The 25074-nt window shown below is 70.6% G+C and carries 27 protein-coding genes and 1 riboswitch; of the genes, 1 reads left to right on the forward strand and 26 read right to left on the reverse strand.

What is annotated here, in order from left to right; genetic code table 11:
* Nucleotides 1–44: 44 nt before the first annotated feature.
* The 9 genes from QIS99_RS19520 to rpsB all read right to left on the reverse strand — a co-directional run bounded on the left by QIS99_RS19520 (nucleotide 45) and on the right by rpsB (nucleotide 10201).
* The gene (locus QIS99_RS19520) at nucleotides 45–1076 is read right to left on the reverse strand and encodes an ABC transporter ATP-binding protein (protein WP_408909593.1); all 1032 of its coding nucleotides are present in this window, start codon (nucleotides 1074–1076) and stop codon (nucleotides 45–47) included.
* Nucleotides 1076–2716 carry an ABC transporter permease gene (locus QIS99_RS19525; protein WP_282514876.1) on the reverse strand — a complete coding sequence of 547 codons (1641 nt, stop codon included), beginning with the start codon at nucleotides 2714–2716 and terminating at the stop codon, nucleotides 1076–1078. The genes QIS99_RS19520 and QIS99_RS19525 overlap by 1 nt, the downstream gene beginning before the upstream one ends.
* Nucleotides 2717–2760: 44 nt before the next feature.
* Nucleotides 2761–3849, reverse strand: coding sequence for a thiamine ABC transporter substrate-binding protein (locus QIS99_RS19530; protein WP_282514834.1), 1089 nt, complete (start codon nucleotides 3847–3849; stop codon nucleotides 2761–2763).
* Nucleotides 3846–3952, reverse strand: a riboswitch (TPP riboswitch). (Overlaps the previous gene by 4 nt.)
* 58 nt (nucleotides 3953–4010) lie before the next feature.
* Nucleotides 4011–5117: a 23S rRNA (adenine(2503)-C(2))-methyltransferase RlmN gene (gene rlmN / locus QIS99_RS19535; protein WP_282514835.1), complete on the reverse strand. Its 1107-nt coding sequence runs from the start codon at nucleotides 5115–5117 to the stop codon at nucleotides 4011–4013.
* A 268-nt stretch (nucleotides 5118–5385) separates the two neighbouring features.
* Nucleotides 5386–6555 carry a phosphatidate cytidylyltransferase gene (locus tag QIS99_RS19540; protein WP_282514836.1) on the reverse strand — a complete coding sequence of 390 codons (1170 nt, stop codon included), beginning with the start codon at nucleotides 6553–6555 and terminating at the stop codon, nucleotides 5386–5388.
* The gene (gene frr / locus QIS99_RS19545; RefSeq protein WP_161702561.1) at nucleotides 6555–7112 is read right to left on the reverse strand and encodes a ribosome recycling factor; all 558 of its coding nucleotides are present in this window, start codon (nucleotides 7110–7112) and stop codon (nucleotides 6555–6557) included. The genes QIS99_RS19540 and frr overlap by 1 nt, the downstream gene beginning before the upstream one ends.
* A gap of 154 nt (nucleotides 7113–7266) precedes the next feature.
* Nucleotides 7267–8034, reverse strand: coding sequence for a UMP kinase (pyrH, locus tag QIS99_RS19550; protein WP_282514837.1), 768 nt, complete (start codon nucleotides 8032–8034; stop codon nucleotides 7267–7269).
* Between the two features lie 191 nt (nucleotides 8035–8225).
* A complete protein-coding gene (gene tsf, locus QIS99_RS19555; protein ID WP_282514838.1) occupies nucleotides 8226–9062 on the reverse strand; it encodes a translation elongation factor Ts in 837 nt (278 codons plus the stop codon).
* 185 nt (nucleotides 9063–9247) lie between these two features.
* The gene (rpsB, locus tag QIS99_RS19560) at nucleotides 9248–10201 is read right to left on the reverse strand and encodes a 30S ribosomal protein S2 (protein WP_282514839.1); all 954 of its coding nucleotides are present in this window, start codon (nucleotides 10199–10201) and stop codon (nucleotides 9248–9250) included.
* A 443-nt stretch (nucleotides 10202–10644) separates the two neighbouring features.
* Between rpsB and QIS99_RS19565 the strand changes: the two genes are divergently transcribed.
* The gene (locus QIS99_RS19565) at nucleotides 10645–11217 is read left to right on the forward strand and encodes a murein hydrolase activator EnvC family protein (RefSeq protein ID WP_282514840.1); all 573 of its coding nucleotides are present in this window, start codon (nucleotides 10645–10647) and stop codon (nucleotides 11215–11217) included.
* Nucleotides 11218–11398: 181 nt separating this feature from the next.
* Here QIS99_RS19565 and QIS99_RS19570 read toward each other — a convergent pair whose 3' ends face one another.
* From QIS99_RS19570 to QIS99_RS19650, 17 genes are all read right to left on the reverse strand, one after another.
* Complete coding sequence (locus tag QIS99_RS19570; protein WP_282514877.1) at nucleotides 11399–11956, reverse strand: TetR/AcrR family transcriptional regulator; 558 nt, start codon at nucleotides 11954–11956, stop codon at nucleotides 11399–11401.
* A gap of 234 nt (nucleotides 11957–12190) precedes the next feature.
* Nucleotides 12191–13030, reverse strand: coding sequence for an RNA polymerase sigma factor WhiG (gene whiG, locus QIS99_RS19575; protein WP_282514841.1), 840 nt, complete (start codon nucleotides 13028–13030; stop codon nucleotides 12191–12193).
* Between the two features lie 243 nt (nucleotides 13031–13273).
* Entirely contained in the window at nucleotides 13274–14443 is a 1170-nt protein-coding gene (gene dprA, locus QIS99_RS19580; RefSeq protein ID WP_282514842.1) for a DNA-processing protein DprA, read from the reverse strand.
* A gap of 173 nt (nucleotides 14444–14616) precedes the next feature.
* Nucleotides 14617–16215, reverse strand: coding sequence for a YifB family Mg chelatase-like AAA ATPase (locus QIS99_RS19585; RefSeq protein WP_282514843.1), 1599 nt, complete (start codon nucleotides 16213–16215; stop codon nucleotides 14617–14619).
* A complete protein-coding gene (locus QIS99_RS19590; RefSeq protein ID WP_282514844.1) occupies nucleotides 16215–16601 on the reverse strand; it encodes a YraN family protein in 387 nt (128 codons plus the stop codon). The genes QIS99_RS19585 and QIS99_RS19590 overlap by 1 nt, the downstream gene beginning before the upstream one ends.
* Nucleotides 16602–16729: 128 nt before the next feature.
* On the reverse strand, nucleotides 16730–17038 hold the full coding sequence (locus tag QIS99_RS19595) for a DUF2469 domain-containing protein (protein WP_005311352.1): 309 nt from the start codon (nucleotides 17036–17038) through the stop codon (nucleotides 16730–16732).
* Nucleotides 17039–17093: 55 nt separating this feature from the next.
* Nucleotides 17094–17588, reverse strand: a complete 495-nt coding sequence (locus QIS99_RS19600) for an NUDIX hydrolase (RefSeq protein WP_282514878.1) — start codon at nucleotides 17586–17588, stop codon at nucleotides 17094–17096.
* 79 nt (nucleotides 17589–17667) lie between these two features.
* Entirely contained in the window at nucleotides 17668–18417 is a 750-nt protein-coding gene (gene lepB, locus QIS99_RS19605; protein WP_282514845.1) for a signal peptidase I, read from the reverse strand.
* A gap of 94 nt (nucleotides 18418–18511) precedes the next feature.
* The gene (gene lepB, locus QIS99_RS19610) at nucleotides 18512–19582 is read right to left on the reverse strand and encodes a signal peptidase I (RefSeq protein WP_282514846.1); all 1071 of its coding nucleotides are present in this window, start codon (nucleotides 19580–19582) and stop codon (nucleotides 18512–18514) included.
* Nucleotides 19530–20795 carry a signal peptidase I gene (gene lepB / locus QIS99_RS19615; protein ID WP_282514847.1) on the reverse strand — a complete coding sequence of 422 codons (1266 nt, stop codon included), beginning with the start codon at nucleotides 20793–20795 and terminating at the stop codon, nucleotides 19530–19532. The genes lepB (QIS99_RS19610) and lepB (QIS99_RS19615) overlap by 53 nt, the downstream gene beginning before the upstream one ends.
* The gene (gene lepB, locus QIS99_RS19620) at nucleotides 20788–21486 is read right to left on the reverse strand and encodes a signal peptidase I (RefSeq protein ID WP_282514848.1); all 699 of its coding nucleotides are present in this window, start codon (nucleotides 21484–21486) and stop codon (nucleotides 20788–20790) included. The genes lepB (QIS99_RS19615) and lepB (QIS99_RS19620) overlap by 8 nt, the downstream gene beginning before the upstream one ends.
* A gap of 65 nt (nucleotides 21487–21551) precedes the next feature.
* A complete protein-coding gene (gene rplS / locus QIS99_RS19625) occupies nucleotides 21552–21902 on the reverse strand; it encodes a 50S ribosomal protein L19 (RefSeq protein WP_282514849.1) in 351 nt (116 codons plus the stop codon).
* A 132-nt stretch (nucleotides 21903–22034) separates the two neighbouring features.
* A complete protein-coding gene (gene trmD / locus QIS99_RS19630; RefSeq protein ID WP_282514850.1) occupies nucleotides 22035–22856 on the reverse strand; it encodes a tRNA (guanosine(37)-N1)-methyltransferase TrmD in 822 nt (273 codons plus the stop codon).
* Nucleotides 22856–23431, reverse strand: coding sequence for a ribosome maturation factor RimM (gene rimM, locus QIS99_RS19635; RefSeq protein ID WP_282514851.1), 576 nt, complete (start codon nucleotides 23429–23431; stop codon nucleotides 22856–22858). Before rimM ends, trmD begins: the two co-directional genes overlap by 1 nt.
* A gap of 79 nt (nucleotides 23432–23510) precedes the next feature.
* Nucleotides 23511–23750 (reverse strand): RNA-binding protein, encoded by a 240-nt coding sequence (locus QIS99_RS19640; protein WP_014176063.1) that lies wholly within the window; start codon nucleotides 23748–23750, stop codon nucleotides 23511–23513.
* 2 nt (nucleotides 23751–23752) lie between these two features.
* Nucleotides 23753–24178 carry a 30S ribosomal protein S16 gene (gene rpsP / locus QIS99_RS19645; protein WP_282514852.1) on the reverse strand — a complete coding sequence of 142 codons (426 nt, stop codon included), beginning with the start codon at nucleotides 24176–24178 and terminating at the stop codon, nucleotides 23753–23755.
* 240 nt (nucleotides 24179–24418) lie between these two features.
* Nucleotides 24419–25009 (reverse strand): hypothetical protein, encoded by a 591-nt coding sequence (locus QIS99_RS19650; protein ID WP_282514853.1) that lies wholly within the window; start codon nucleotides 25007–25009, stop codon nucleotides 24419–24421.
* Between the last annotated feature and the right edge of the window lie 65 nt (nucleotides 25010–25074).

The following is a 25074-nucleotide window of genomic DNA, read 5'->3' on the forward strand; positions in this document are numbered from 1 at the left end:
ACAGGCCCGAACAGGCAGGACCTGCACGGCGGTACGCGGCCTGCTCAGCCGAGCACCACCACGTCCGCCACGTCGAACACCACACCCACCCGCGCGCCCGGCTCCGGCGCGTCCCGCAGCGCGCAGGCCGCTTCGAGGCGGGGTGCCGCGGCGTCCTCGGGCCTGAGGTGGACGGCGACGTGCGTGCCGCGGAAGGTGCGGGCCGTGACCGTGCAGGCCAGGCCGTCCGCGGCGGCCACGAGCCGTACTCCTGCGGGCCGTACGAGCAGGTCGTGGCTGCCCTGGGCGGAGCCGGGCGGCACCGGGAGCTTGCCCCAGGCGGTGTCGGCGGCCTCACCGGCGACGGCGGCGGGGACCACGTTGTCGAAGCCGAGGAAGCGGGCGACGAACGCGTCGGCCGGCCGCTGCCACACGTCGAGGGGCGTGCCGCTCTGCGCGATCCGTCCCTCGCGCATGACGACGACCCGGTCGGCGAGCGCGAAGGCCTCGCCCTGGTCGTGCGTGACGGCGAGCACGGTGGTGCCCAACTCGCCGAAGAGGGCGCGGAGTTCGACGACGAGGCGTTCGCGCAGGGACCGGTCGAGCTGGCCCAGCGGCTCGTCCAGCATCAGCAGCCGGGGGCGCGGGGCGAGGGCGCGGGCGAGGGCGACGCGCTGCTGCTCGCCGCCGGAGAGCGAGGCGACGGCGCGCCGTGCGGCGCCGGGCAGTCCGACGAGGTCGAGCAACTCCCGTACGCGGGCGTCTTGTTCGGCGCGGGGTACGTGGTGCATGCGCAGGCCGAAGGCGACGTTGGCGCCGGCGTCGCGCTGCGGGAACAGCTGGTGGTCCTGGAACATCAGGCCGACGCCGCGCTTGTGGGCGGGCACGCCGCGCTGGTCGTGCTCGGCGAGCAGCACACGCCCGGTGTCCGGTGCCTGGAGTCCGGCGACGACGCGGAGCAGCGTGGACTTGCCGCTGCCGCTGGGCCCGAGCACGCACACGGTCTCGTGCTCGGCGACGTCGAGGTCGACGCCGTCGAGCGCCGCGCGGCCCGCCGGGCCGTCGAAGCGTACGGACACGTCGTCGAGGCGCAGCATCAGAACTCTCCGGTCCGGTCGGTGCGGATGCGTTCGAGGAGCAGCAGCGACACCGCGCACACCAGCATCAGCAGGGTCGAAAGGGCCATCGCCTGCCCGTAGTTGAGCTCGCCGGCGCGGCCGAGGAGGGTGGCGACGGCGACGGGCAGGGTGGGCTGGTCGGGCCGCGCGATGAACACGGTCGCCCCGAACTCGCCGAGGGACACGGCGAACGCGAACCCGGCGGCGACGAGCAGCGCGCGCCGCACGAGCGGCAGGTCCACCTCGCGCCACACCCGCCACGGGGACGCACCGAGCACGGCGGCGGCCTCGCGGAGCCGTTCGTCCACGGCACGCAGCACCGGCAGCATGGTCCGTACGACGAAGGGCACGCCGACGAGGGCCTGGGCGAGCGGCACGAGGATCCAGGAGGCGCGCAGGTCGAGCGGCGGTTCGTCGAGGGTGATGAGGAACCCGAAGCCGACGGTCACGGCGGACACCCCGAGCGGCAGCATGAGCAGCGCGTCGAAGCCCCGTACGAACCGTCCTGCGGTGGTGCCGCCGCGCCGGGTGAGGGTGAGGGCGAGCGCGGCGAGCCCGCCGACGGTCACGGCGATCGCGGTGGCGGCGAGCGCGTACTCGACGGAGTTGGCGATGGCCTCGATGGGCGGTACGAGGAAGGCGCCGCCGTCGGCGGAGGTGAGGGCGCTGAAGTAGTCGAGGCCGTAGCCGGTGGAGGGGTGCAGGGAGCGTTCGACGAGGACGCCGAGCGGGACGAGGACGAGCAGCAGCACGGTCAGCAGCACCCCGCCGAGCAGCGCCCACCCGGCCGGGCCCTGCGGGCGGCGGGCGGTCTGTGCCGGGTCGACGAGGCGGAGGGCGGCCTCGCGGCGGCGCACGGTCCAGGCGTGCACGGCGAGGATGGCGCCGACGGCGGCGAACTGCACGAGGGTGAGGGCGGCGGCGGTGTCGAGGGCGAGGAGCTGCGCGGTCTGCCGGTAGATCTCCGCTTCGAGGGTGGTGAAGGTGGGCCCGCCGAGGATCTGCACGACACCGAACGACGTGAACGTGAACAGGAACACCATCAGCGCGGCCCCGGCGACGGCGGGCCCGAGCGCGGGCAGCGTCACCTTCCGCCAGGCGGCGAACCGGGACGCGCCGAGCATCCGCGCGGCCTCCTCCTGCCGCGGGTCGAGCTGCGCCCAGAGGCCGCCGACGGTGCGGACGACGACGGCGTAGTTGAAGAAGACATGCGCGAGGAGGATCGCCCACACGGTGGTGTCGAGCCGCAGCCCCCACAGCTCGTCGAGGGCGCCGCCGCGGCCGAGCAGCGCGAGGAACGCGGTGCCGACGACGACGGTGGGCAGCACGAACGGCACGGTGACGACGGCCCGGAGCAGCTGCTTGCCGGGGAAGTCGTAGCGCGCGAACACATACGCGCCCGGGAGTGCGACGAGCAGCGTGAGCCCGGTGGAGGCGAGCGCCTGCCAGGTGGTGAACCACAGCACCTGCTGCAGGTCGGGCTCGGCGAGGACATCGGCGAGCCGCCCGAACTGCCATGCGTCGCCCGTCTTGAGGCCGCGGGCGACGATCGCCGCGACCGGGTAGGCGAAGAACACCGCGAAGAACGCGACCGGCACGACGAGCAGGCCGAGCCGCAGCGCGCTCCCGCGGACGTCCTTCGTCGTGCTGCGGGCCGTTGCGTCTACTTCAGGACCAGCGACTGCCACGACTTGACCCAGTCCTCACGGTGCTCCGTGATCTTCTTCGGGTCCATGGTCTTCGGGTCCTCGACCTCGACGCCGAACTTCCGGAACAGCTCGGGCAGTTGGGCGCCCTCACGGACCGGGTTCACGAACATCTGCAGCGGCATGTCGTCCTGGAACTTCTTGGAGATCAGGAAGTCGATGAGGGCCTTGCCGCCCTTCTCGTTCTTCGCGCCCTTCAGCAGGCCCGCGAACTCGATCTGCCGGAAGCAGGTCCCGGTGGCGACGCCGGTGGGCGCCTGCTCCGGCTCCGGCTTCACACCGAGGACCTCGACGGGCGGGCTGGACGCGTACGACACGACGAGCGGCCGGTCCGCCCCCGCCTTCTTGCCGCCGGCCGAGCCGGAGAACTCCTCGTTGTAGGCCTGCTCCCAGCCGTCGACGACCTTCACGCCGTTGGCCTTCAGCTTCTTCCAGTAGTCCTGCCAGCCCTGGTCGCCGTACTCGGCGGCGGTGCCGAGGAGGAAGCCGAGGCCGGGCGAGGAGGTCGCGGCGTTCTCGGTGACGAGGAGGTTCTTGTACTCGGGCTTGATCAGGTCGTCGAAGGTCTTCGGCGGCTCGATGTTCTTGTCGGCGAAGTACTTCCGGTCGTAGTTGACGCAGATGTCGCCGCTGTCGACGGGCGTGACGTGGTGCTTCTCGTCCACCCGGTACTGGGGCAGCACGTTCTCCAGGCCCTTCGCCTCGTACGGCGTGAACAGGCCGTTGTCGACGGCGCGGGACAGCAGGGTGTTGTCGACGCCGAAGAGGACGTCGCCCTGCGGGTTGCCCTTGGACAGGACGGCCTTGTTGACGACCTCGCCGCCGTCGCCGCCCTTGAGGATGTCGACCTTGTACCCGGAGGTCTTCTCGAACTCCTTCAGCACCTCGGGGGAGACGTTGAAGGACGAGTGCGTGACGAGCGTGACGGTCTTGCCGCCGTCGCCGGAGGCCCCGGAGCCGCCGCTGTCGCCGCAGGCGGCGAGGGTGGAGACGCCGAGCGCCCCGCAGAGGACGACCGTGCAGACACGCCGAGTATGGATCTTCATGACTGGTGCTGACTCCCTACGCCGGTATGACCCGGATCAGGTCCGAGGGTCTGCGGCACCGCCGCACTCTCAGCGCCCGTCTGGCGCTCCCCTGTCGGAATTCATTTGTACTAATGCACAGTACTGCACCGGTGCCGGGCGCCCCTGTGCGGGCCCGGGGCTCAGCGCTCGGCGGCGGCGAGCTGCCCGCAGGCCCCGTCGATCTCCTGGCCGCGGGTGTCCCGGATGGTGACGGGCACGCCGTGCGCCGCGATGGCCTCGACGAACGCCTTCTCGTCCTCGGGCCGCGAGGCCGTCCACTTCGAGCCGGGCGTCGGGTTCAGCGGGATCAGGTTGACGTGCACGCGCTTGCCCTTGAGGAGCCGGCCGAGCCGGTCGCCGCGCCACGCCTGGTCGTTGATGTCCCGGATGAGGGCGTACTCGATGGAGATGCGGCGGCCCGACTTGTCCGCGTACTCCCAGGCGGCGTCGAGGACTTCGCGGACCTTCCACCGGGTGTTGACCGGCACGAGGGTGTCGCGCAGCTCGTCGTCCGGGGCGTGCAGGGAGACCGCGAGGCGGCACTTGAAGCCCTCGTCGGCGAAGCGCAGCATCGCGGGCACCAGGCCGACCGTGGACACGGTGATGCCGCGCTGCGAGATGCCGAGGCCGTCCGGCTCGGGGTCGGTGAGGCGGCGGATGGCGCCGACGACGCGGTTGTAGTTGGCGAGGGGTTCGCCCATGCCCATGAACACGATGTTCGACAGCCGCGCGGGACCGCCGGGCACCTCGCCGTCGCGCAGCGCCCGCATGCCGTCCACGATCTGGTGGACGATCTCCGCGGTGGACAGGTTCCGGTCGAGGCCGGCCTGCCCGGTCGCGCAGAACGGGCAGTTCATGCCGCAGCCGGCCTGCGAGGAGATGCACATGGTGACCCGGTCCGGGTACCGCATCAGGACGGACTCGACGAGCGTCCCGTCGTGCAGCTTCCACAGCGTCTTACGGGTGGTGTCGTCGTCACAGCTGATGTGCCGCACGACCGACATCAGGTCGGGCAGCAGCGTCTCCTGCAGCTTGCCGCGGGCGGCGGCGGGGATGTCCGTCCACTGCTCGGGGTCGTGCGCGTACCGCGCGAAGTAGTGCTGGGACAGCTGTTTGGCGCGGAACGGCTTCTCGCCGATCTCGGCCACCGCTTCCTTGCGCTCGGCGGGCGTGAGGTCGGCGAGGTGCCGCGGCGGCTTCTTGGCTCCGCGGGGCGCGACGAAAGTGAGTTCTCCGGGCTTAGGCATGACTCCACCAGTGTGGCAGATCCACTTGGGGTGACCTGCGGCTCAAGGTTCCCGCAGTGGCCGTTGGCGGTCGTCGTTGGTCGTCGTAGGCCCCCTCGGACGGCCCACAGGCGGCCCGGCCGCCGGGCCGCCGCACCCGCGTGACCTGCGTCTCTCACGTGGCGACTGTCTCACGGCGGCTGCCACTCGGGGGTACCTGCGATACGACAGCGGGCCCGCCGTCCGGGGGGCGGCGGGCCCGCAACCGTAAGGAAGCAGTACGACGAGGTCAGCCGGAGCCGACGAACAGCACGAGCAGCAGCCACACCACCGGAGCCGTCGGCAGCAGCGAGTCGAGCCGGTCCATGATCCCGCCGTGGCCGGGAAGCAGGGTGCCCATGTCCTTGATGCCGAGGTCCCGCTTGATCATCGACTCGCCGAGGTCGCCGAGGGTCGCGCTCGCCGCCACTGCGAGGCCGAGCAGCAGCCCCTGCCACCAGGAGCCCCCGTCGATCAGGAACTCCATGCACAGCGCGCCCGCCGCCATCGCGAACGACACCGCGCCGAGCAGCCCCTCGCGGGTCTTGCCGGGGCTGATCCGCGGCGCCAGCTTGTGCTTGCCGAACCGCCAGCCCACCGCGTACGCGCCGGTGTCGCTGACGACCGTCAGGACCAGGAACGTCAGCACCCGCCAGGCGCCGTCGTCCGCGGTCAGCATCATCGACACGAACGTCGCGAGGAACGGCACGTAGAACGCGGCGAACACACCGGCCGTGACGTCCCGCAGATAACCTCCGGGCGGTTCCGTCATGCGCCACACCAGGACCGCGAGCGCCGTGAGCGCCATCGCCACCCAGGCGCCCTCGGCGCCCCGGGCGTACCCGGCGACGACCATCGCCGCGCCGCCGATCGCGAGCGGCACCAGCGGAGCCCTGATCTCCTTGCGCTCCTGCAGCCGCGACGTCAGCTCCCACAGGCCGACGACCACGGCGACCGCGATCACACCGACGAACACGGCCTTGACGACGAACAACGACGCCACGATGACCGCGCCGAGTCCGGCGCCGACCCCTATGGCCGCCCGCAGATCGCGGCCCGCACGCTTCTTCTGAGGCGGCTGCGGAACCTGAGGTGTGGGACTGGCCATGGGCTCCTGCGGCATCTCGTCGCGGAACAAGGGGCCACTCGTCAGAGCGGCCCCCGCCTCGCTGTCGAACCGGTCTGCAGCGGCTCCCCCGGTGCCGGGTGCTCTCCCGGTGCCGGGTGCTCCCCCGGTGCCGGGTGCTCCCCCGGTGCCGGGCAGCTCGGACATCCCGGGGACGACCGGCATGGGCCGAGTCCGCTGCGCGTCGGCCTCATCGTAGGCAGCACCCGCAGGGGGGCGCCCCTGGGCGGGGCCCGTCTCGGGCGGTTCCCCATAACCGGCCTGCGGCGGAGCCCCCCACGAAGAGTCGTTCATCAGACCTCTAGCAGCTCGGCTTCCTTGTGCTTGAGCAGCTCGTCCACCTGCGCGACGTACTTCGCGGTGGTGTCGTCGAGCTCCTTCTCCGCGCGACGGCCCTCGTCCTCACCGACCTCGCCGTCCTTGACGGCCTTGTCGATGGTGTCCTTGGCCTTGCGGCGCACCGAGCGGATCGAGACCTTGGAGTCCTCGGCCTTGGTCTTGGCGACCTTGATGTACTCGCGGCGGCGCTCCTCGGTCAGCTCCGGGAACGTCACTCGGATGATGTGGCCGTCGTTGCTCGGGTTGACGCCCAGGTCCGAGTCGCGGATGGCCTGCTCGATGTTGCGCAGCGCGCTCTTGTCGAACGGCGTCACCACGGCCATGCGCGGCTCCGGCACGGAGAACGAGGCCAGCTGGTTGATCGGCGTCAGCGCCCCGTAGTAGTCGGCCACGATCTTGTTGAACATCGCCGGGTGCGCCCGCCCCGTACGGATTGCGGCGAAGTCCTCCTTGGCGACCACGACGGCCTTCTCCATCTTCTCCTCGGCTTCGAGGAGGGTCTCTTCGATCACCACTTGCTCCTGCGTGTCTTGAGTGGGCTGGGGGCACCCCGCGCGTCCCGTCCGCGGGTACGGCAAGGGCACCGGCTGCGTCGCGTCTCTTCCTGCACGGTGTCCGACCGGCAGGACATTGTCCATCCCCCGGACCGGGCCCGGGAGATGAGGGTCAGGACCGGGTGCCCTGGTCGCTCACGAGAGTGCCGATCTTCTCACCCTTGACGGCGCGGGCGATATTGCCCTCCGCCAGCAACTCGAAGACCAGGATGGGAAGGCTGTTGTCCCGGCACAGCGTGATGGCGGTCATGTCGGCCACCTTCAGGTCCCGGGTGATGACCTCGCCGTACCCCAGCGCGTCGAACTTCACCGCGTCGGGGTTCTTCTTCGGGTCCGAGTCGTACACCCCGTCGACGCCGTTCTTGCCCATCAGCATCGCCTCGGCGTCGATCTCCAGGGCGCGCTGCGCGGCGGTGGTGTCGGTGGAGAAGTACGGCATGCCCATACCGGCACCGAAGATCACCACGCGGCCCTTCTCCAGGTGCCGCACGGCCCGCAGCGGAATGTACGGCTCGGCGACCTGACCCATCGTGATGGCGGTCTGCACCCGGCTGTCGATGCCTTCCTTCTCCAGGAAGTCCTGCAGGGCAAGGCAGTTCATGACCGTGCCGAGCATGCCCATGTAGTCCGAGCGGGCCCGGTCCATGCCGCGCTGCTGCAGCTCGGCGCCGCGGAAGAAGTTGCCGCCGCCGATGACGACGGCGATCTGCGCGCCGTCCCGCACCACGGCCGCGATCTCGCGGGCGATGGCGTGCACCACGTCGGGGTCGACGCCCAGACCGCCGCCGCCGGCGAACGCCTCACCGGAGAGCTTCAGCAGAAATCGGCCGGTCGTTTTGCCGGTCGTTTTACCGTCGCCGCTTTGGTCGGCCTTGGTCATGGGGAGATCTCGCTCTCTTGCGTGGCACACATACAAGAAGGCCATTGCCGGGGGTACTTGCGTCCCACTGCGGCAATGGCCTCCTCGTCAGATCTGCGGCCGCCCGGCGCCCACGGCACTCCGCGGGCGCATCCTGTCCCGGACGGCTGCTGTCGACCCTAGCGGGGTCTTGAGTCGAGCGCGGTACGGACTCAGATGCCGACCTTGATGCGCGAGAAGCGCTTCAGGCTGACACCGGCCTCCTTGAGGACCTGCTCGACGGACTTCTTGCTGTCAAGGGCGTACGGCTGGCCGAGCAGCGTGGCGTCCTTGAAGAACGCGTTGACGCGACCCTCGACGATCTTCGGGAGCGCGGCCTCCGGCTTGCCCTCGGCGCGCGTGGTCTCCTCGGCGACGCGACGCTCGGACTCCACGACCTCGGCCGGGACGTCCTCACGGGTCAGGTACTTCGGAGCGAACGCGGCGATGTGCTGCGCGATGCCCTTGGCGAGGTCCGCGTCGGCCTTGTCCAGCTCGACCAGAACACCGATCTGCGGCGGCAGGTCGGGCATCGTGCGGTGCATGTACGCCGAGACGAAAGCGCCGGAGAACTGGGCGAAGCGGTCCAGGACGATCTTCTCGCCCAGGAGGGCGTTGGCCTCGTCGACGTACGCCTGCACGGTCTTGCCGGCCTCGATCTCGGACGCGAGCAGCGCCTCGATGTCGGCGGGCTTGGTGGCGGCGACGTGCGCGGCGAGCGCGCCCGCGACAGCCTGGAACTTCTCACCCTTGGCGACGAAGTCCGTCTCGCACTTCAGCTCGACGATGACACCCGAGGTGTTGTCGTCGGCGATCACGGAGACCACGGCGCCGTTCTCGGCGCTGCGGCCCTCGCGCTTGGCGACGCCCTTCTGGCCCTTGATACGAAGCGCCTCGACGGCCTTGTCGACGTTGCCCTCGGCCTCGTCGAGCGCCTTCTTGCAGTCCATCATGCCTACGCCGGTGAGCTCCCGGAGCTTCTTGACGTCGGCGGCGGTGTAGTTCGCCATGATTCAGTGAATCTTTCTCGAAGTCTGTGACGGCCGCCGGGCTCGAACACCTGCGACCAGAGATCTGCGGGTCAGCGGTTCAGAGGTTCAGCGGTTCAGCGGGTTCCACGTGACGGGTCGACGGCGGGGGCACATCGGCCCCCGCCGTCACCTACCGAAGCTGTGACCTTGTGACCGGTGAAAGGTCAGGCCTGCTCGGCGGCCGGGGCGTCGGCAGCCGGGGCGTCAGCGGCCGGAGCCTCGGCAGCGGGAGCCTCGGCAGCGGCCTCGGCCGGCTTCTCCGCCTCGGCGGCCTTCTCGGCCTCGGCCGGCTTGTCGGCCTCGGCGGCCTTCTCGGCCTCGGCCGGCTTGTCGGCCTCGGCCTTCTTCTCGCCCTCAAGCAGGTCGCGCTCCCACTCGGCCAGCGGCTCGCCCGCGGCCTTCTCGCCCTTGCCCTCACCGGCACCGCCGGAGCGGGCGATCAGGCCCTCCGCGACGGCGTCGGCGATGACACGGGTGAGCAGCGTGACGGAGCGGATCGCGTCGTCGTTGCCGGGGATCTTGTAGTCGACCTCGTCGGGGTCGCAGTTGGTGTCGAGGATCGCGACGACCGGAATGTTCAGCTTCCGGGCCTCACCAACGGCGATGTGCTCCTTCTTGGTGTCCACGATCCAGACGGCGCTGGGCACCTTCTGCATCTCGCGGATACCGCCGAGGGTCTTCTCCAGCTTGGCCTTCTCACGCGAGAGGACCAGGAGCTCCTTCTTGGTGAGGCCGGACGCGGCCACATCCTCGAAGTCGATCTGCTCAAGCTCCTTCAGGCGCTGCAGGCGCTTGTAGACCGTCGAGAAGTTGGTGAGCATGCCGCCCAGCCAGCGCTGGTTGACGAAGGGCATGCCGACGCGGGTCGCCTGCTCGGCGATCGCCTCCTGGGCCTGCTTCTTCGTACCCACGAACATGACCGTGCCGCCGTGGGCGACGGTCTCCTTGACGAACTCGTAGGCGCGGTCGATGTACGACAGCGACTGGAGCAGGTCGATGATGTAGATGCCGTTGCGCTCCGTGAAGATGAAACGCTTCATCTTCGGGTTCCAACGACGGGTCTGGTGACCGAAGTGGACGCCGCTTTCCAGCAGCTCCCGCATCGTGACGACGGCCATGGCCGTACTCCTTGTTTTTCTCGGTTGTGTCCTGACACCCCGGCGCGCGCCATGCCACGTACCTGCGTACGGGACCGAGGGGCGCTGACACCTTCCGGCTCTGCAGCCAGGTGTCGGGGCGTGCGAAGTCGACCCGGTGACCCGGATCGCCACAAGAAGTGTACGGGACCCGCGACGTACCGGGTGACGCCGATATCCACAACCGGCCAGTTATCCACAGATCCGCACCAAGATCACCGCCACCGAGCCCACTTCGGCAGACTCCACCCATGCACTTCGCACCCCGAAAACCCCGGACACGGCCACGGCCACGGCCACCAACCCTGGTCCCGGCTCGGGCTCGGGCTCGGGCTCGGGCTCTGACGCCCCGGCTGGCGCTGGCTCGGGCTCTGGCGCTGGCGCTCGCCGCCCCGGCTGTGATCTCGGCGGCCGCCGGGAGTCATGTGGGCGGCACACCGGTGCGGGCTGCCGAGGCCGGGGGCACGGCGCCGCCGGCCACGGCACCGGCCACGCCTCCTGCTGCGGTCACGCCCACGCCGCCCGGCGACCGGGCCTGGCCCGTCCGCGCCCTGATCGTCCGCGGCTGGGACCCACCGGCCACGCCCTACGGCCCCGGCCACCGCGGCATCGACCTCGCCGCACCACGCGGAACCGACGTACGCGCGGCCGCACCCGGCCGCATCAGCTACGTCGGACGCATCGCGGACAGAGGAGTCCTCACCATCGACCACACCGGAACCGGAGACCCACCCCTGCGCACCACGTACGAACCCGTACACGCCCTCGTCGACAAGGGTGATGAAGTAGCCGCAGGAGACGTCATCGGCACCGTGGAACGCCCGGCGTCAGCCGCCGACGCCCATTGCCCGCGATCCTGCCTGCACTGGGGCCTGCGGCGCGGCGCGACGTACCTCGACCCGCTCACGCTGCTGCCGCCACAACTCCTCAGCCGAGGGCCTTCCAGGCTGCTGCCGGTTTGGGGGTCGGGGAAGGGGTCGGAGTCAGGGACGAGGTAGATCCGAGTCCTCCGGCCCGGCCGCGCCCAACGCCAACGACTCGACGAAGGCACTCCAGCCGCCTTCCGTCATACGGATCTCGGGACGGCCGAGGTCCTCTGTGCACTGGAGGGGGCGAGGAGAGGGAGGGGTGAGGGTGGGGGTGGGGGTGGGGGGAGGGGGAGGGGGGAGGGCCCCCGGGTCAGCCGTGGACGCCGCGCAGGGCCATCCCGACAGCAGCCTCCGTGATCGCCTCCGGGTCCTCGGCCGCGCCGAGTTCGATGCGGCGGACGGCGGCGTCGACGATGCCTTGGAGGAGCATCGCCGCCATGCGTGGCTGTTCGTGGCCGAGCGCTTCGAGTGCTTCGCCGATCATGGAGACGAGGCCACCGTGTGCGGCGCGGATCTTCTCGCGGGCGCCCGCGTCGAGTTCGCTGGAGGAGATGGCGACCACGGCTCGGTGGCGGCGGTCGCCGACGAGGGCGAGCTGGGCCCGTACGTACGCCTCGACCTTGTCCTCGGGGCCTACCGCGGCCTGCATCGCGGATTCGACCTCGGCGGCCCAGACGGGGAAGTCGACTTCGCAGAGTTCCTCGACGACGGCTGCGCGGGAGCGGAAGTACTCGTAGACGGAGGATCTGGCCAGCCCGGTGCGTTCGGCGAGCGCGGGGAAGGTCAGCGCCTCCGTTCCGCCTTCGGACAGCAGGGACCTGGCGGCGTCAAGGAGGGCGCCGCGCTGCATCGACCGGTGCTCGGCCACTGAGGCCGCTCGAATCCTTGGCACGTACCCACTGTACGGAGCGGACGCCTGGTGCGGGAGTCGGCTCGGGCGGGGATCCGCCGTGTTCGGGTCCGTCGGGGTCCGTCGCAGTCCGTCGCAGTCGATCGCGGCCCCGGCGGCCAAGGGCCGAGCGACGGGCGACGGGCGGCAGGCGGCGCGCGGCGGGCGGTTCCGGTGGCGGGCGTTCGGTGTGGTCGTGGGGGCAGGACCGATTCAGCGTCCGAAGCCGGCGAGCTTGGCGCGGAGCTGGAGGACGGACTTGGTGTGGATCTGGCTGACGCGGCTCTCGGTGACCCCGAGGACGTTGCCGATCTCGGCGAGGGTGAGGCCCTCGTAGTAGTAGAGGGTGACTACGGTCTTCTCGCGGTCGGGCAGGGTGTTGATGGCGCGGGCGAGGAGCCGGCGGAGTTCGCGGTCCTCGGCGATCTCCACGGGGTTCTCGGCGGCGGTGTCCTCAAGGGTGTCCATGAGGCTGAGCCGGTCGCCGCTCTCACCTCCGACGTGCAGGAGTTCTTCGAGGGCTACGACGTTGGCGAGGGACAACTGGCTGAAGACCGCGTGGAGTTCTTCGAGTGGGATGCCCATCTCCGCGGCGACTTCGCTTTCGGAGGGTGTGCGGCGCAGTTGGGCTTCGAGGGTTGCGTAGGCGCGTTCGACGTTGCGGGCCTTTTGGCGTACGGAGCGTGGGATCCAGTCGAGGGCGCGGAGTTCGTCGATCATGGCGCCGCGGATACGGGTGATGGCGTACGTCTCGAATTTGATTTCGCGGTCGATGTCGAACTTCTCGATGGCGTCGATGAGTCCGAATACGCCGGAGGAGACGAAGTCCGCTTGTTCGACGTTGGGCGGCAGGCCGACGCTGACGCGGCCGGCGACGTATTTCACCAGGGGCGAGTAGTGGAGGATCAGTTGTTCGCGCAGTCGTCCGTCGCCCGTTGCCTTGTACGACCTCCAGAGTTCGTCGAGCGACGAGGGTGCGGGGGGCCGCGCGCCGTCGCGGGCGGCGGGGGTAATGGCCGCCGCCCGGTCGGACCCGGAGGTGTGCTGGGGCATTCGTTGCCTTGAGCCGTTCTGCTGTGGATCGAGTACGTGCGCATCGGAGTCGGAAGCTTTGTGAGCGTAGCGTGACTGGAGCGTCGCAGTGTGCGAAGAGTAGGGGATCTGTTGGCCGCGGGATGTGCGGTCGGGGTTGCCGGAGGTTGTTCCCGTCGGGTGTGCGGATGACGTCTGCGGGGGCCGAAATCACAGAATCTGCCAAGGTCACCGGGGATCGTCCGGACGGCGCAACGTGACGTTTCAGGTGTCTTCACGTTTGTCTTCGCGTCGCGGAAAGTCGTTTCGGGCGCTCTGGCGTGTCAACTTCCAGTTGTCGCCGTGTCGTTCGACGAATCCGAGGGATTGGAGTTCGTACAGGCTGGCGATGGTGTCGTCGGTGGTGGTGGCCGCGTCGGTGGCGATGGCCGCGACGGGGGCGGGCCGGGCGGCAGGGAGGGCGGCGAGTACGCGTGCGGGGAGGGGTTTGAGGAGGTCTCTGGGGACGACGGGGCCGCGGCGTTCGGGGGCGAGCTGGCCCATCTCGCCGATGAGTTCGATGACTTCGGCCGCGTCGGTGACGAGGGTGGCCTCGCCACGCAGGAGTTGGTGGACGCCTGCCGACTGGCTGCTGGTGGCAGGACCGGGGACGCCGAGGGTGTGGCGGCCGAGGCGGGCGGCGTTGCGGGCGGTGACGAGGGCGCCGCTGCGGTGGGCGGCTTCGATGACGAGGGTGCCGCGGGTGAGGGCGGCGATGATGCGGTTGCGTTGGATGAAACGGTAGGCGGTGGGGTGCGCACCGGGGGGTAACTCGGCGACCAGGAGGCCTTGTTGGGCGATGCGCTGGAGGAGCCCGGTGTGGCCGCGGGGGTAGGCGGTGTCGACGCCGTTGGCGAGGACGGCGGCGGTGGCGCCGCCTGCGGCGAGGGTGGCGCGGTGTGCTGCGCCGTCGATGCCGTAGGCGCCGCCGGAGACGACGACCCAGCCGTGTTCGGCGAGGCCGGCGGCGATCCTGGCGGCCATGTGTGCGCCGTATTCGGTGCAGGCGCGTGCGCCTACGACGGCGACGGAGCGCAGGGCCCATATGCGGAGGTCGGCGTTGCCGCGCACCCAGAGGCCGATGGGCCGGGTGTCGCCGAGATCGTGGAGTTGGCCGGGCCATTCGGGGTCGGTGGGGATGAGGAAGCGGGCTCCGGTGGCGTGCAGGGTGTGGAGGTCGGTTTCGGGGTGGGTGGTGATGGCGCGGTGGCGTAGTCCTGCGAGGCGTTTGGGGGTGACGCCCGGGAGGGCGGTGTCTTCGTGGGTGAGGTGGTGGAGGAGGCCGGTGGCGCCGTAGGTGCGGAGCCACCGGCCGGTGGTTTCGTCGCCCGGTTCGAGGATGCGGCTGAGGGCGATGCGGGCGTGGCGTTCGTCCGCTGCGGTGTCGGCGGGCATGGCTGCTTCCTGTCCGGAGGGTTGTGGTGGCGGTGAGTTGTGGAACGGGTGGTCCGGAGGGTTGTGGTGGCGGTGAGTTGTGGAAGGGGTGGTCAGGAGGGTTGCGGTGGCGGTGAGTTGCGAAAGGGGTGGTCAGGAAGGTTGCGGTGGCGGTGAGTTGCGCGCTGCGGCGGTCAGGGTGCGATGGCCATGGGCGTGCCGCGGGGGATGCCGGTGCGGAGGTGGAGGGCGAGGTTGACGTCGTTGACGTCGGGGCGGTCGCGGCCGCTGAGGTCGGCGATGGTCCAGGCGATGCGGAGGACGCGGTCGAGGCCGCGGGCGGTGAGGAGTCCGCGCTCCAGGTCGCGTTCGGCTTCGTGGAGGGCGCCGGGGGCGGGGTGCCAGCGGGTGCGGAGTTCGTGTCCGGGGATGTGGCTGTTGGTGGTCCAGGGTGTGCCGGTGAGGCGTGCGGCCGCGCGCTCGCGGGCCTGGCGTACCCGGTCGGCGACCTGGCGGGTGGAATCGCCGCGGCGGACAGTGGCGGTGAGGTCGGCGCGGGTGACGGGTTCGACTTCGACTTTGAGGTCGACGCGGTCGAGGAGAGGGCCGGAGAGGCGTCCTTGGTAGCGGCGGATGGCGCCGGGGGTGCAGCTGCTGGTCTCGCTGAGGAGGGTGCAGCGGCCGCAGGGGCAGGGGTTGGCGGCGAGGATCATCTGGAAGCGGGCGGGGAGTTGGACGACTCCGGCTGCGCGGGCGACGACGATGTGCCCGGATTCGAGGGGTTGGCGCAGGGCGTCGAGGGCTTTGGCGCTGAACTCGGGCGCCTCGTCGAGGAAGAGCACGCCGCGGTGTGCGAGGGAGACGGCGCCGGGTCGTGGGAGGCCTGGGCCGCCGCCGACGAGGGACTGCATGGTGGCGGAGTGGTGGGGCGCGCAGTAGGGCGGGGTTTCGACGAGGGGGCGGCCTGGCGGGAGGGTGCCGGCGACGGAGTGGACGGCGGTGACTTCGAGGGATTCCTTCTGGGTGAGGGGCGGCATGATCGAGGGCAGGCGTTCGGCGAGCATGGTTTTGCCCGCGCCTGGGGGGCCTTGGAGGAAGAGGTGGTGGCCGCCGGCCGCGGCGACTTCGAGGGCGGTGCGGGCGGCGGTCTGGCCGACGACTTCGGAGAGGTCGTGGTGGGCGGCTGTGGTGTCGGGGGTGCTGATGGTGGCGAGTGTTCCGGCGAAGCCTGCGGGGGTGGTGCGGGTGGTGTCGGTGGCGGGTTCTTCCTCGGGTACGGGTTCGTCGGTGAGTACGGCGATGAGTTGGCGCAGGCTGCGGATGCCGAGGACGGAGATGCCGGGGACGAGGGCGGCTTCGGCTGCGGCGTGTTCGGGGACGACGACCTGGTCGTAGCCTGCGTCGGCTGCGGCGAGGACGGCGGGCAGGATGCCGCGTACGGGCAGGACGCGTCCGTCGAGGCCGAGTTCGCCGATCATGACGACGTCGGCGAGGGTGCGGGGGTCGAGGCGTTCGGCCGCGCCGAGTACGGCGCAGGCGACGGCGAGGTCGAAGCCGCTGCCGCCCTTGGGTACGGAGGCGGGGCTGAGGCCGACGGTGAGTTTCTTCTGCGGCCAGGAGTTGCCGGAGTTGACGACGGCGGCGCGGACCCGGTCGCGGCTTTCGGTGAGGCTCTTGTCGGGGAGGCCGACGAGGCTGAACGCGGCGACGCCGGGTTCGAGGTCGGCCTGGACTTCGACGACGACGCCTTCGACGCCGACGAGCGCGACGGAGCAGGTGCGGGCGAAGGCCATCACGCCACCCCCTGTGCGTGTTCGACGACGGGGGCGCCGCGGGTGGGCAGGAGGACGCCGATGAGGTCGATGCGGACGCCGCCGGGTGGTGGTCCTCCGTGGTGGTGGAGCCAGCGTGCGGCGAGGGTGCGCAGACGGTCGGCCTTGGCGGGGGTGATGGCCGCCATGGGGTGCTGGAAGGGCCGGTCGGTGTGGTGGGGGTCGGGGTGTCCTCGGCGCGTTTTGACTTCGCAGAGGACGAGGGTGTCGTGGTCGAGGGCGACGATGTCGATCTCGCCGCCGGGTCCGGACCGCCAGTTGCGGTCGAGGATCTTCATTCCTGCGGCGACGAGTTGCCGCGCGGCGAGGTTTTCGCCGTACTTGCCGAGTGCTCCGCGTGCGTTCATGGGGCACCACCTCCGGGTTCGAAGGTGGCGTATCAGCGCCGCGCTTGTGGATCTTGGTGGATAACCGGCTGGTTGTGGATAACTCCGTCACCCACAGGGGTTACGCCCGCCCCAGGGCGCCACAGAACTCAGCTGCCCGGCAGTTCGAGGTCGCTCTTGTTGAGCTCCTCGATGTTCACGTCCTTGAACGTGAGGACCCGCACCTGCTTCACGAACCTGGCCGGCCGGTACATGTCCCACACCCAGGCGTCGGCCATGGACACCTCGAAGAAGACCTCGCCCTGGACGGAGTGCACCTGCATCTCGTAGTCGTTGGTGAGGTAGAAGCGCCGCTCCGTCTCGATCACGTATTTGAACAGACCGACGACGTCGCGGTACTCCCGGTAGAGCTTCAGCTCCATCTCGGTCTCGTACTTTTCGAGGTCCTCGGCGCTCATGGCATGTTCCCCTTCAGCCGTGCGTGCCCCTATTGTGCGCCAGTCCGGTCCGTCGCTAGACGATTTCTGTGTCGAGGACGGTGGGACTGGCCGGGGGTCCTTCGTCGAGCAGCGCCTTCAGCAGCCCGGCGAGCTTGGTCGGATACACCGTCTCATGGGTGGCGGAGAGTTCTTCCCAGGTCCACCACCGCATTCCGGACACACTGCGCTGTTCAAGATCGGTGAGCCCCGGCATGTGCGCCGCGGTCCGTGCGGTGGGGGCGAGTTGTCTCGTACGGGCGAGGAAGTACCACTCGTCCTGGTTCCAGCGGCGGCCGGCGAACGGGAAGGAGCAGGTGCGCCGCCACAGCACCGGGCCGAGCTCGGCGTCGGTGATGCCGGTCTCCTCGGCGAGTTCGCGCCGGGCCGCCTGCTCGCGGGTCTCGTCGCCCTCCAGGCCGCCGCCGGGCGTGAACCACCAGGTGTCGTCCGGGTCCTCCGGCTCGTGCCCGTACAGCAGCAGCATGCGGTCGTCGGGGTCGAGGAGCACGACGCGGGCGACCCTCCGCACCTCGTCCTCGGCAAGCGGGGCGGGCCCGGCAGGACCGGCAGGACCGGCAGGACCGGCAGGCCCGGCAGGCCCGGCGGGCTCAGCGGACACCGGCCGGCTCCCTGCGTCGCCCCTGGGGTCGGCGCCTGCCGCGCTTGGCGAACGAGCCGCCCGCGGCGCCGCCGAGGATGAGGACCGCACCCGTGCCGATCGCGCCGACGACGAGGCGCAGCGGTCCGGGTTCGGAGAGGCCGCCGGGCAGGTCGGCGAAGCCGGTGGGACGTGGCAGCATGCCGTTCAGGGGCCAGGCGACGGCGTCGACGCGGGCGGCCACGGCGTCGCGCGGTACGGAGCCCTTGCCCGCGTCGTCGAGATGGACGCTGGAGTCGAGGGAGGTGCTGCGTTCGTCGCCGAGGAGGAAGAGGCGGCCCTTGGGCACGGTGGTCGGGGGGATGCCGGTGTCGGAGGCCTTGACGCCGTCGGGGAGGTACGGCTCGTCGATGGCCTCGCCGTTGACGGTGAGGCGGCCCTGGTCGTCGCAGCAGGCGATCCTGTCGCCGCCGACGGCCACCACGCGCTTGACCATGGGCAGGTCACCCCAGGACTCCTCGTTGAACACGACGACGTCGCCGCGGCGCACCTCGCTGCCGTCGATGCGTTCGGCGAGGACCCGGTCGCCGGCGCCGATGGTCGGGGTCATCGACTGGGTCGGCACGGTGTAGGGCTGGTAGAGCAGCGCGCCCCAGGCGAAGCCGCCGAGGAAGAGCACACAGCCGAGGGCCACGGCCAGGTTCGACAGCCTGCTGCCGAGCCCGCCGCGGCCCTCGTCCGTACGTCGCGTTCTGGTCATCCCAGCCCCACCTCGGTGAATCGACCCGGTGACATTCGGTCACGCTCGGGCATGACCGGTCGCACTCGGAAGATCGGTGATCTGGGACGGCACCCTACCGGGCGGTACTGCCGCCAGAAACCCTGGAGTTGCCGCCGCCGGAAAGCCTGGAGTCGTCGCCGTCGGAAAGCCTGGAGCTGTCGGAGCCGGAAACCCCGAGGTTGCCGCCGCCGGAAACCCTGCGCCTGCGCCACAGCACCAGCGGCAGCGCCCCGGCCACACCCAGCGCCCCCGGAACGGCCGCTGCCGCCGTGTTGATGCCCGGCTGGTCGAAGGTGTCCGGGACGGGCAGCGTGCCCCAGCGGTCGATGGGCCAGGCCTTGACAATGGCGCGCCCCACGACGTTGTCGACGGGCACGAAGCCGCCGCCGGGGTCCCGCTGGTGGTAGCGGGAGTCCAGGGAGTTCTGGCGGTTGTCGCCCATGACCCAGATCTTGCCGGCGGGCACGGTGACCTTGAACTGGCCGCCCAGGTCGTCGTCGCTGCAGGGCGTCGCCTTGAAGTCGCCGAAGCTGTGGCTGACGTAGCTGCTCTCGTCGAGGGCCTTGCCGTTGACCTTCAGCGGGCCGGTGCCGTTGCACTCGACCGTGTCACCGGCGACGCCGACGACGCGCTTGATCAGGTCCTTCTCCTCGGCGGACGGCATGAGGCCGATGAAGCTGAGGGCCTGCTGCACGAAGTTCGGCTCGGGGGTGGGCTCGCCCTTGAGCCAGTTGCCCGGGTCGTGGAAGACGACGACCTCGCCGCGCTCGGGCTCGGAGCCGAACCAGGGGGTCAGCTTGTCCACGAGGACCCGGTCGCCCGTCTGCAGGGTGTCCTGCATGGAGTTCGAGGGGATGGAGAACGCCTGCACCAGGAACGTCTTGATCAGCAGGGCGAGGAGCAGGGCGATACCGATGAGGAGCGGCAGCTCCTTCCAGAAGGAGCGGTGCCCGCCCCGGCCCCGCCCGGAGCTGCCCTCGGAGCGGTCGTCGGACCTGCCCTCGGAGCTGTCCTCGGAGCTGCCCTCGGGGTCCGTCGCGCCTGGGTCGGAGCCGCCGGAGCCGCCGGAGCCGCCGTTGATCACGTCGCGTTCATCCTCGGGTTCGTCGTGTCCGGATCGTGCGCCGACGGCCAAATCCCCCACATCCACTCCTCGTTCCGTGCCGCTGCCTGCTTCGTACGGCATCTCGTACGCGATGTCGCAGTCGATGTCGCAGTCGATGTCGTGCGTGACGTCGTACGCGCTGCAGGCCTACCACTCCCATAACGAGCGGGAGTTCCGCAGGGGTCGGGAGGGGGACGTTCGCGTTCAGATTCTCGGGGGCCACCCTATGCGACCTGCTGTCCGCGGCATCCGAATCGCCGCGCGCGTCCACGGCGTCGGGCACGGAGGCGTACGTCTCGCGTTGCTCCAGCTCGCTCCAGTGGTCGACGGGCCAGGCGATGACCTTGGCGGTGCCGACGACCTGGTCCTGGGAGACGGTGCCCTGGTAGGGGCTGTCGAGGTGGTAGCGGGAGTCGGCGGAGTCGGAGCGGTGGTCGCCCATCACGAAGATGCGGCCTTCGGGGACCTTGACGTCGAAGGTGCGCTGGGAGGGTTGGTTGATGTCGTCGGGGTGCAGGTAGGGCTCGTTGAGGGCGACGCCGTTGACGGTGACGCGGCCGTCCTGGCCACAGCACTTGACGCGGTCCCCGCCGACGGCGACGACGCGTTTGATGAGGTCCTGCTCGTCGGCGGAGGGCAGCAGGCCGATGAAGGTGAGCGCCTGTTTGAACTGTTTGACGCCGATGGGGTCGTCGGCCGTCTGAGGCTGCTGTTCGGCGCGCAGCCAGCCGCCCGGGTCCTGGAAGACGACGACGTCGCCGCGCTGGGGTTCGGCGCCGAACCAGGGAGTGAGCTTGTCGACGAGGACACGGTCGCCGATCTTGATCGTCTGCTCCATGGAGCCGGACGGGATGACGAAGGCCTGGACGAGGAACGTCTTCAGGACGAGGGCGATGAGGACGGCGACGCCCAGCAGGAGGGGTATCTCCTTGATCGCGGAGCGCCTCCTGCGGCGTTTGACCTTACGGGCCAGCTTGCGGCGCTCGGCCCGGCCGGCGCGGGGCGGGGCAGCGGGCTCGTCGCTGGGGCGGCCGGAGTCGCTGGGGCCGGAGCCGGTAGGGCCGGAGTCGCTGGGGCCGGAGCCGGTAGGTCCGGAGCCGGCGCCGTGGGTTCCGGTTGGGCGGGTGCCGCCATGGGTGTCGGCGGCCTGCGTTCCGGTGGGCGGCGTTCCGGTGGGCGGCGTTCCGGTGTCCGCGCGGCCGGTGCCTTTCGGCAGGCCTTGGCCGCCTTTCGGTTTGCCGCGCCTACCCATGGGCGCCGCCCGGCTCCGGCACCTTCGCGAAGACGTCGGGCCGCCCGAGGGCGCCGGACCGGTCGAGAGGCAGCCCTATCCAGTCGGCGCGCCCGATCACGGTGTCGACGGGGACCATGCCGCCGCCGGGTGAGCCGAGGTGGTCGCGGGAGTCGCTGGAGTCGCTGCGGTGGTCGCCGAGGACGAACAGCGTGCCCTCGGGCACCACCACGTCGAACGGCACCGAGGACGGCGCGTCCCCCGGAAACAGATAAGGCTCGTCCACCGGCTCCCCGTTCACCTCGATCCGCCCCTGCCCGCCGCCCCGCTTGCCGCGGCAGGTCACCCGGTCACCGCCGACGCCCACCACCCGCTTGATGTAGTCCGAGTCGCCGAAGTAGCCGCTGCCGTCGAAGACGACGACATCCCCGCGCTGCGGCCCGGAACCGAAACGGTACGCCAACTTGTTCACCAGGACACGGTCGCCGGTGCTCAGGGTCGGCTCCATGGAGCCGCTGGGGATGAGGAACGGCTGCAGTACGAAGGTGCTGACGAGCAGCAGGAACACCAGGCAGAGCGCGAGGAGTACTCCGGCCCGCCGCCAACGGCGGCCGGAGACAGCAGCGGAGCGCGCCCCCTCCTCCTCCCGCTCGGCGTCGGCGGGTTGGGAGGAGCGGTCGCGCTCCGCATGCTGTGCTGCTTCGGTGTCCATCGGGGTCAGAGCCTATCCGGCCGGCCCCGAGGCGCCGGATCCGCGTAGGGATCCGGGGCGCGAGATCAGTTCTCGCGCTTCTCCTTGATCTTCGCGGCCTTGCCGCGCAGCTCACGGAGGTAGTACAGCTTGGCGCGACGCACGTCACCCCTGGTGACGAGCTCGATCTTCTCGACGATCGGGGTGTGCACCGGGAAGGTGCGCTCGACGCCGACGGAGAACGAGACCTTGCGGACCGTGAAGGTCTCGCTGATGCCCGCGCCCTGGCGGCGGATGACTACGCCCTTGAACTGCTGCACACGGGAGCGGTTGCCCTCGATGACGCGCACGTGGACGTTGACGGTGTCGCCCGGGCGGAAGGCGGGGACGTCGCTGCGCAGCGACGCGGCGTCGACGGTGTCGAGCAGGTGAGACATGTTCGTCTGCTTTCTTCACCGATGCCACAGGTCATCGGCGGGAGGATACGAGGTGAGTTTCGGTAGCTGATTACATCGGGCCGACGGCGGTCCCCCTGTGGCAGGGGCGCAGGCTGGACGTACAGCAGCGGCCTATTCTTCCACGGCGTCGGGCGTTGGCCCAAATCGCCCGTCGGGGCCGGGGGCCCAGCCCAGGATCGAGAGCATTTCGCGGTCCTTCTTGTCGAAGGCCTTGGGGTCGGTGCGCTCGATGAGGTCGGGGCGGTTGCGCGTGGTGCGGCGCAGCGCCTCGTCGCGGCGCCAGCGGGCGATCTTGCCGTGGTGGCCGCTGAGCAGCACCTCGGGGATGTCCCGGCCGCGCCACTCGGGGGGCTTGGTGTAGACGGGCCCTTCGAGGAGGTTGGCCATGGCGCCGGGCGCGAAGGAGTCGTCCTGGTGGGAGGCGGCGTTGCCGAGGACGCCGGGCAGGAGGCGGGCGACGGCCTCGGTGACGACGAGTACGGCGGCTTCGCCCCCGGCGAGGACGTAGTCGCCGATGGAGACCTCGTACACGGGCATGCGGGTCGCGTACTCGTCGATGACGCGGCGGTCGATGCCTTCGTAGCGGGCGGGCGTGAAGATCAGCCAGGGCCGCTCGGAGAGTTCGACGGCGAGTTCCTGGGTGAAGGGCCGTCCGCTGGGGGTGGGCACGACGAGTACGGGGCCGTGCGCGCCGTTGTCGTAGCCGTCGGCGAGCGCGTCATCGAGGCAGTCGCCCCAGGGCTCGGTCTTCATGACCATGCCGGGTCCGCCGCCGTAGGGGGTGTCGTCGACGGTGTTGTGGCGGTCGTACGTCCACTGCCGCAAGTCGTGCACATGGACGTCGAGTTGGCCGCGGGCGCGGGCCTTGCCGACGAGGGAGACGTTCAGCGGTTCGAGATACTCGGGGAAGATCGTGACGACGTCGAGGCGCATTACGAGTCCTCGCGGTCCTCGCGCGTGGAGGCGCTGTGTCCATCAGCGACTTCGTCGCGGGCGGCGCGGTCGTCGATGAGTCCGGGCGGCGGGTCGATGGTGGCGCGCTGCTCTTCGAGGTCGATCTCGGTGACGATCTCCTCGACGAACGGGACCATGACCTCGGTGCCGTCGGGGCGTTCGACGATGAACAGGTCCTGCGAGGCGAGGTGGGAGATCTCGGTGATCCGGCCGACCTCCTGGCCGTCGACGGTGACCACGTCCAGGTCCATCAGCTGGTGGTCGTAGTACTCGTCCTCGCCCTCGGGGCGTTCCTCGGGGTCTACGTCGGCGATGAGCAGGGTGTTGCGGAGGGCCTCGGCGCCGTTGCGGTCGCGTACGCCCTCGAAGCGCAGCAGCAGGCGTCCGCTGTGCACGCGGCCGGCGGCGATGGTGAGGGGCCCGGTGGCGGCCGGGTCGGTGGCGAGTACGGCTCCGGGGGCGAGGCGCAGCTCGGGTTCGTCGGTGCGGACCTCGACGGTGACCTCGCCCTTGATGCCGTGGGCGCGGCCGATGCGTCCCACTACCAACTGCACGTTGCGTTCTCCTTCGTACGACGACGGGCCGGGGCGGGCCTGAAGCCCTCCCCGGCCCGTGCCGGTATTGCCTGGTGGTTCAGCGAACCTGGTCGACGTCGACGAGGTCGACGCGGACTCCACGGCCGCCGATGGCCCCTACGACGGTGCGCAGGGCGCGCGCGGTGCGGCCGTTGCGGCCGATCACCTTGCCGAGGTCGTCGGGGTGGACCCGGACCTCCAGGACGCGCCCGCGGCGCAGGTTGCGGGAGGCGACCTGCACGTCGTCGGGGTTGTCGACGATGCCCTTCACGAGGTGCTCGAGAGCCTCCTCGAGCATGCTCAGGCCTCGGTCGACTCGGCCGCGGACTCAGCCGGAGCGTCGTCCTTCTTCTCGGCCTTCTTCTTCTGCGTGATGGCCTCGCCCTTGGGCTCGTCCTCGGCGCCGACGGCCTCGAAGGTGGGGCGCGCGGCCTTCGGCTCCGGCTGCAGCAGCGGGGCCGGGGCGGGCTCGCCCTTGTACTTCTGCCAGTCGCCGGTCTTCTTCAGGATGGCGAGCACGGGCTCGGTCGGCTGCGCGCCGACACCCAGCCAGTAGGCGACGCGGTCGGCGTCGACCTCGATGCGCGAGGGGTTCTGCACCGGGTGGTACAGGCCGATCTCCTCGATGGCCCGGCCGTCACGGCGGGTGCGGGAGTCGGCGACGATGATGCGGTAGTGAGGCGAACGGATCTTGCCCAGACGCTTCAGCTTGATCTTGACTGCCACGGGAGTGGTGTCTCCTGGTCTTGACGGGGGTGGGCACAACGAAGATGCCGCGTGGGGTTGCGGTACTCGAATGCCCGATGGACGCGTCAGCCGGAGGAGAGAGGGGTCCTGTGCGGCTGTCGAGTACAGCTGGCAATTGTGCCATACCTCGCGGGGGCGGGGGTAAGGGGCTGAGGCCGCGGGGGCTCCGGCCCCGCACCCCTGCTCCTCGAACGCCGGAGGGGCCGGCTCTGGGCCGGATTACGCCGCGCCCACGACCTCCGGGATACGGAACGGCTTGCCGCAGCCGCCGCACATGATGGGGGCCTGGGCGAGGACCGAGGGGACCACGCGGACGTTGCGACCGCAGTCGCAGACCGCCTTGACGCGGACGCCGCCGCCGGACGAGCCGTGGCGCGCGGCGGGGCCGCGGAAGCTGCGGGCGGTGTCGTGGGCGGTGGCCGCGGTGTGGGCCTTGAGGGCGCGGTGGAGGCGTTCGATCGTCGCGCGGTACCGCTTTCTGGCCTCCGGGTTGAGCGTGACCAGGGAGAAGCCGCTGCTGGGGTGCGGCTCCTCGGGGTGGTCGAGGCCCAGTTCCTCGGCGATCGCGAGGAAGCGGCGGTTGTGGTAGCGGCCGGCGCGTGAGGTGTCGCGGACGCCGCGGGCGGCGGCGATGCCGTGGACGGCCTCGTGCAGCAGGCGCTCGAAGGAGAGCTCGGCGCCGCAGGCGGACGAGGACTCTCCGATCAGGGACTCGGGCGCGGCAAGGCTCGGCAGCTCGGGGTGGTGCCGCTGAATGTCGGCCCACGCCTGCGCCAGCTCTGCGGCGAGTACAGGTGGTGTCGTGCTCACGTCGTGACAACGAGCCGGGGGCCCCTGGTGTTCCTATTCCGGGGCATCCCAAATATTTTGCACGT

The organism is Streptomyces solicavernae (genome assembly GCF_029968095.1).
GTDB classification, from domain to species: domain Bacteria; phylum Actinomycetota; class Actinomycetes; order Streptomycetales; family Streptomycetaceae; genus Streptomyces; species Streptomyces solicavernae.

What these genes read in the sequence shown, in the direction of transcription:
- QIS99_RS19520 (WP_408909593.1), bottom strand. Translation starts at nt 1,076, where the DNA reads ATGCTGCGCCTCGACGACGTGTCCGTACGCTTCGACGGCCCGGCGGGC.
- QIS99_RS19530 (WP_282514834.1), bottom strand. Translation starts at nt 3,849, where the DNA reads ATGAAGATCCATACTCGGCGTGTCTGCACGGTCGTCCTCTGCGGGGCG.
- rlmN (WP_282514835.1), bottom strand. Translation starts at nt 5,117, where the DNA reads ATGCCTAAGCCCGGAGAACTCACTTTCGTCGCGCCCCGCGGAGCCAAG.
- QIS99_RS19540 (WP_282514836.1), bottom strand. Translation starts at nt 6,555, where the DNA reads ATGAACGACTCTTCGTGGGGGGCTCCGCCGCAGGCCGGTTATGGGGAA.
- pyrH (WP_282514837.1), bottom strand. Translation starts at nt 8,034, where the DNA reads ATGACCAAGGCCGACCAAAGCGGCGACGGTAAAACGACCGGCAAAACG.
- tsf (WP_282514838.1), bottom strand. Translation starts at nt 9,062, where the DNA reads ATGGCGAACTACACCGCCGCCGACGTCAAGAAGCTCCGGGAGCTCACC.
- rpsB (WP_282514839.1), bottom strand. Translation starts at nt 10,201, where the DNA reads ATGGCCGTCGTCACGATGCGGGAGCTGCTGGAAAGCGGCGTCCACTTC.
- whiG (WP_282514841.1), bottom strand. Translation starts at nt 13,030, where the DNA reads ATGCCCCAGCACACCTCCGGGTCCGACCGGGCGGCGGCCATTACCCCC.
- dprA (WP_282514842.1), bottom strand. Translation starts at nt 14,443, where the DNA reads ATGCCCGCCGACACCGCAGCGGACGAACGCCACGCCCGCATCGCCCTC.
- QIS99_RS19585 (WP_282514843.1), bottom strand. Translation starts at nt 16,215, where the DNA reads ATGGCCTTCGCCCGCACCTGCTCCGTCGCGCTCGTCGGCGTCGAAGGC.
- QIS99_RS19590 (WP_282514844.1), bottom strand. Translation starts at nt 16,601, where the DNA reads ATGAACGCACGCGGAGCACTCGGCAAGTACGGCGAAAACCTCGCCGCG.
- QIS99_RS19595 (WP_005311352.1), bottom strand. Translation starts at nt 17,038, where the DNA reads ATGAGCGCCGAGGACCTCGAAAAGTACGAGACCGAGATGGAGCTGAAG.
- lepB (WP_282514845.1), bottom strand. Translation starts at nt 18,417, where the DNA reads ATGACCAGAACGCGACGTACGGACGAGGGCCGCGGCGGGCTCGGCAGC.
- lepB (WP_282514847.1), bottom strand. Translation starts at nt 20,795, where the DNA reads ATGGGTAGGCGCGGCAAACCGAAAGGCGGCCAAGGCCTGCCGAAAGGC.
- lepB (WP_282514848.1), bottom strand. Translation starts at nt 21,486, where the DNA reads ATGGACACCGAAGCAGCACAGCATGCGGAGCGCGACCGCTCCTCCCAA.
- rplS (WP_282514849.1), bottom strand. Translation starts at nt 21,902, where the DNA reads ATGTCTCACCTGCTCGACACCGTCGACGCCGCGTCGCTGCGCAGCGAC.
- trmD (WP_282514850.1), bottom strand. Translation starts at nt 22,856, where the DNA reads ATGCGCCTCGACGTCGTCACGATCTTCCCCGAGTATCTCGAACCGCTG.
- QIS99_RS19640 (WP_014176063.1), bottom strand. Translation starts at nt 23,750, where the DNA reads ATGCTCGAGGAGGCTCTCGAGCACCTCGTGAAGGGCATCGTCGACAAC.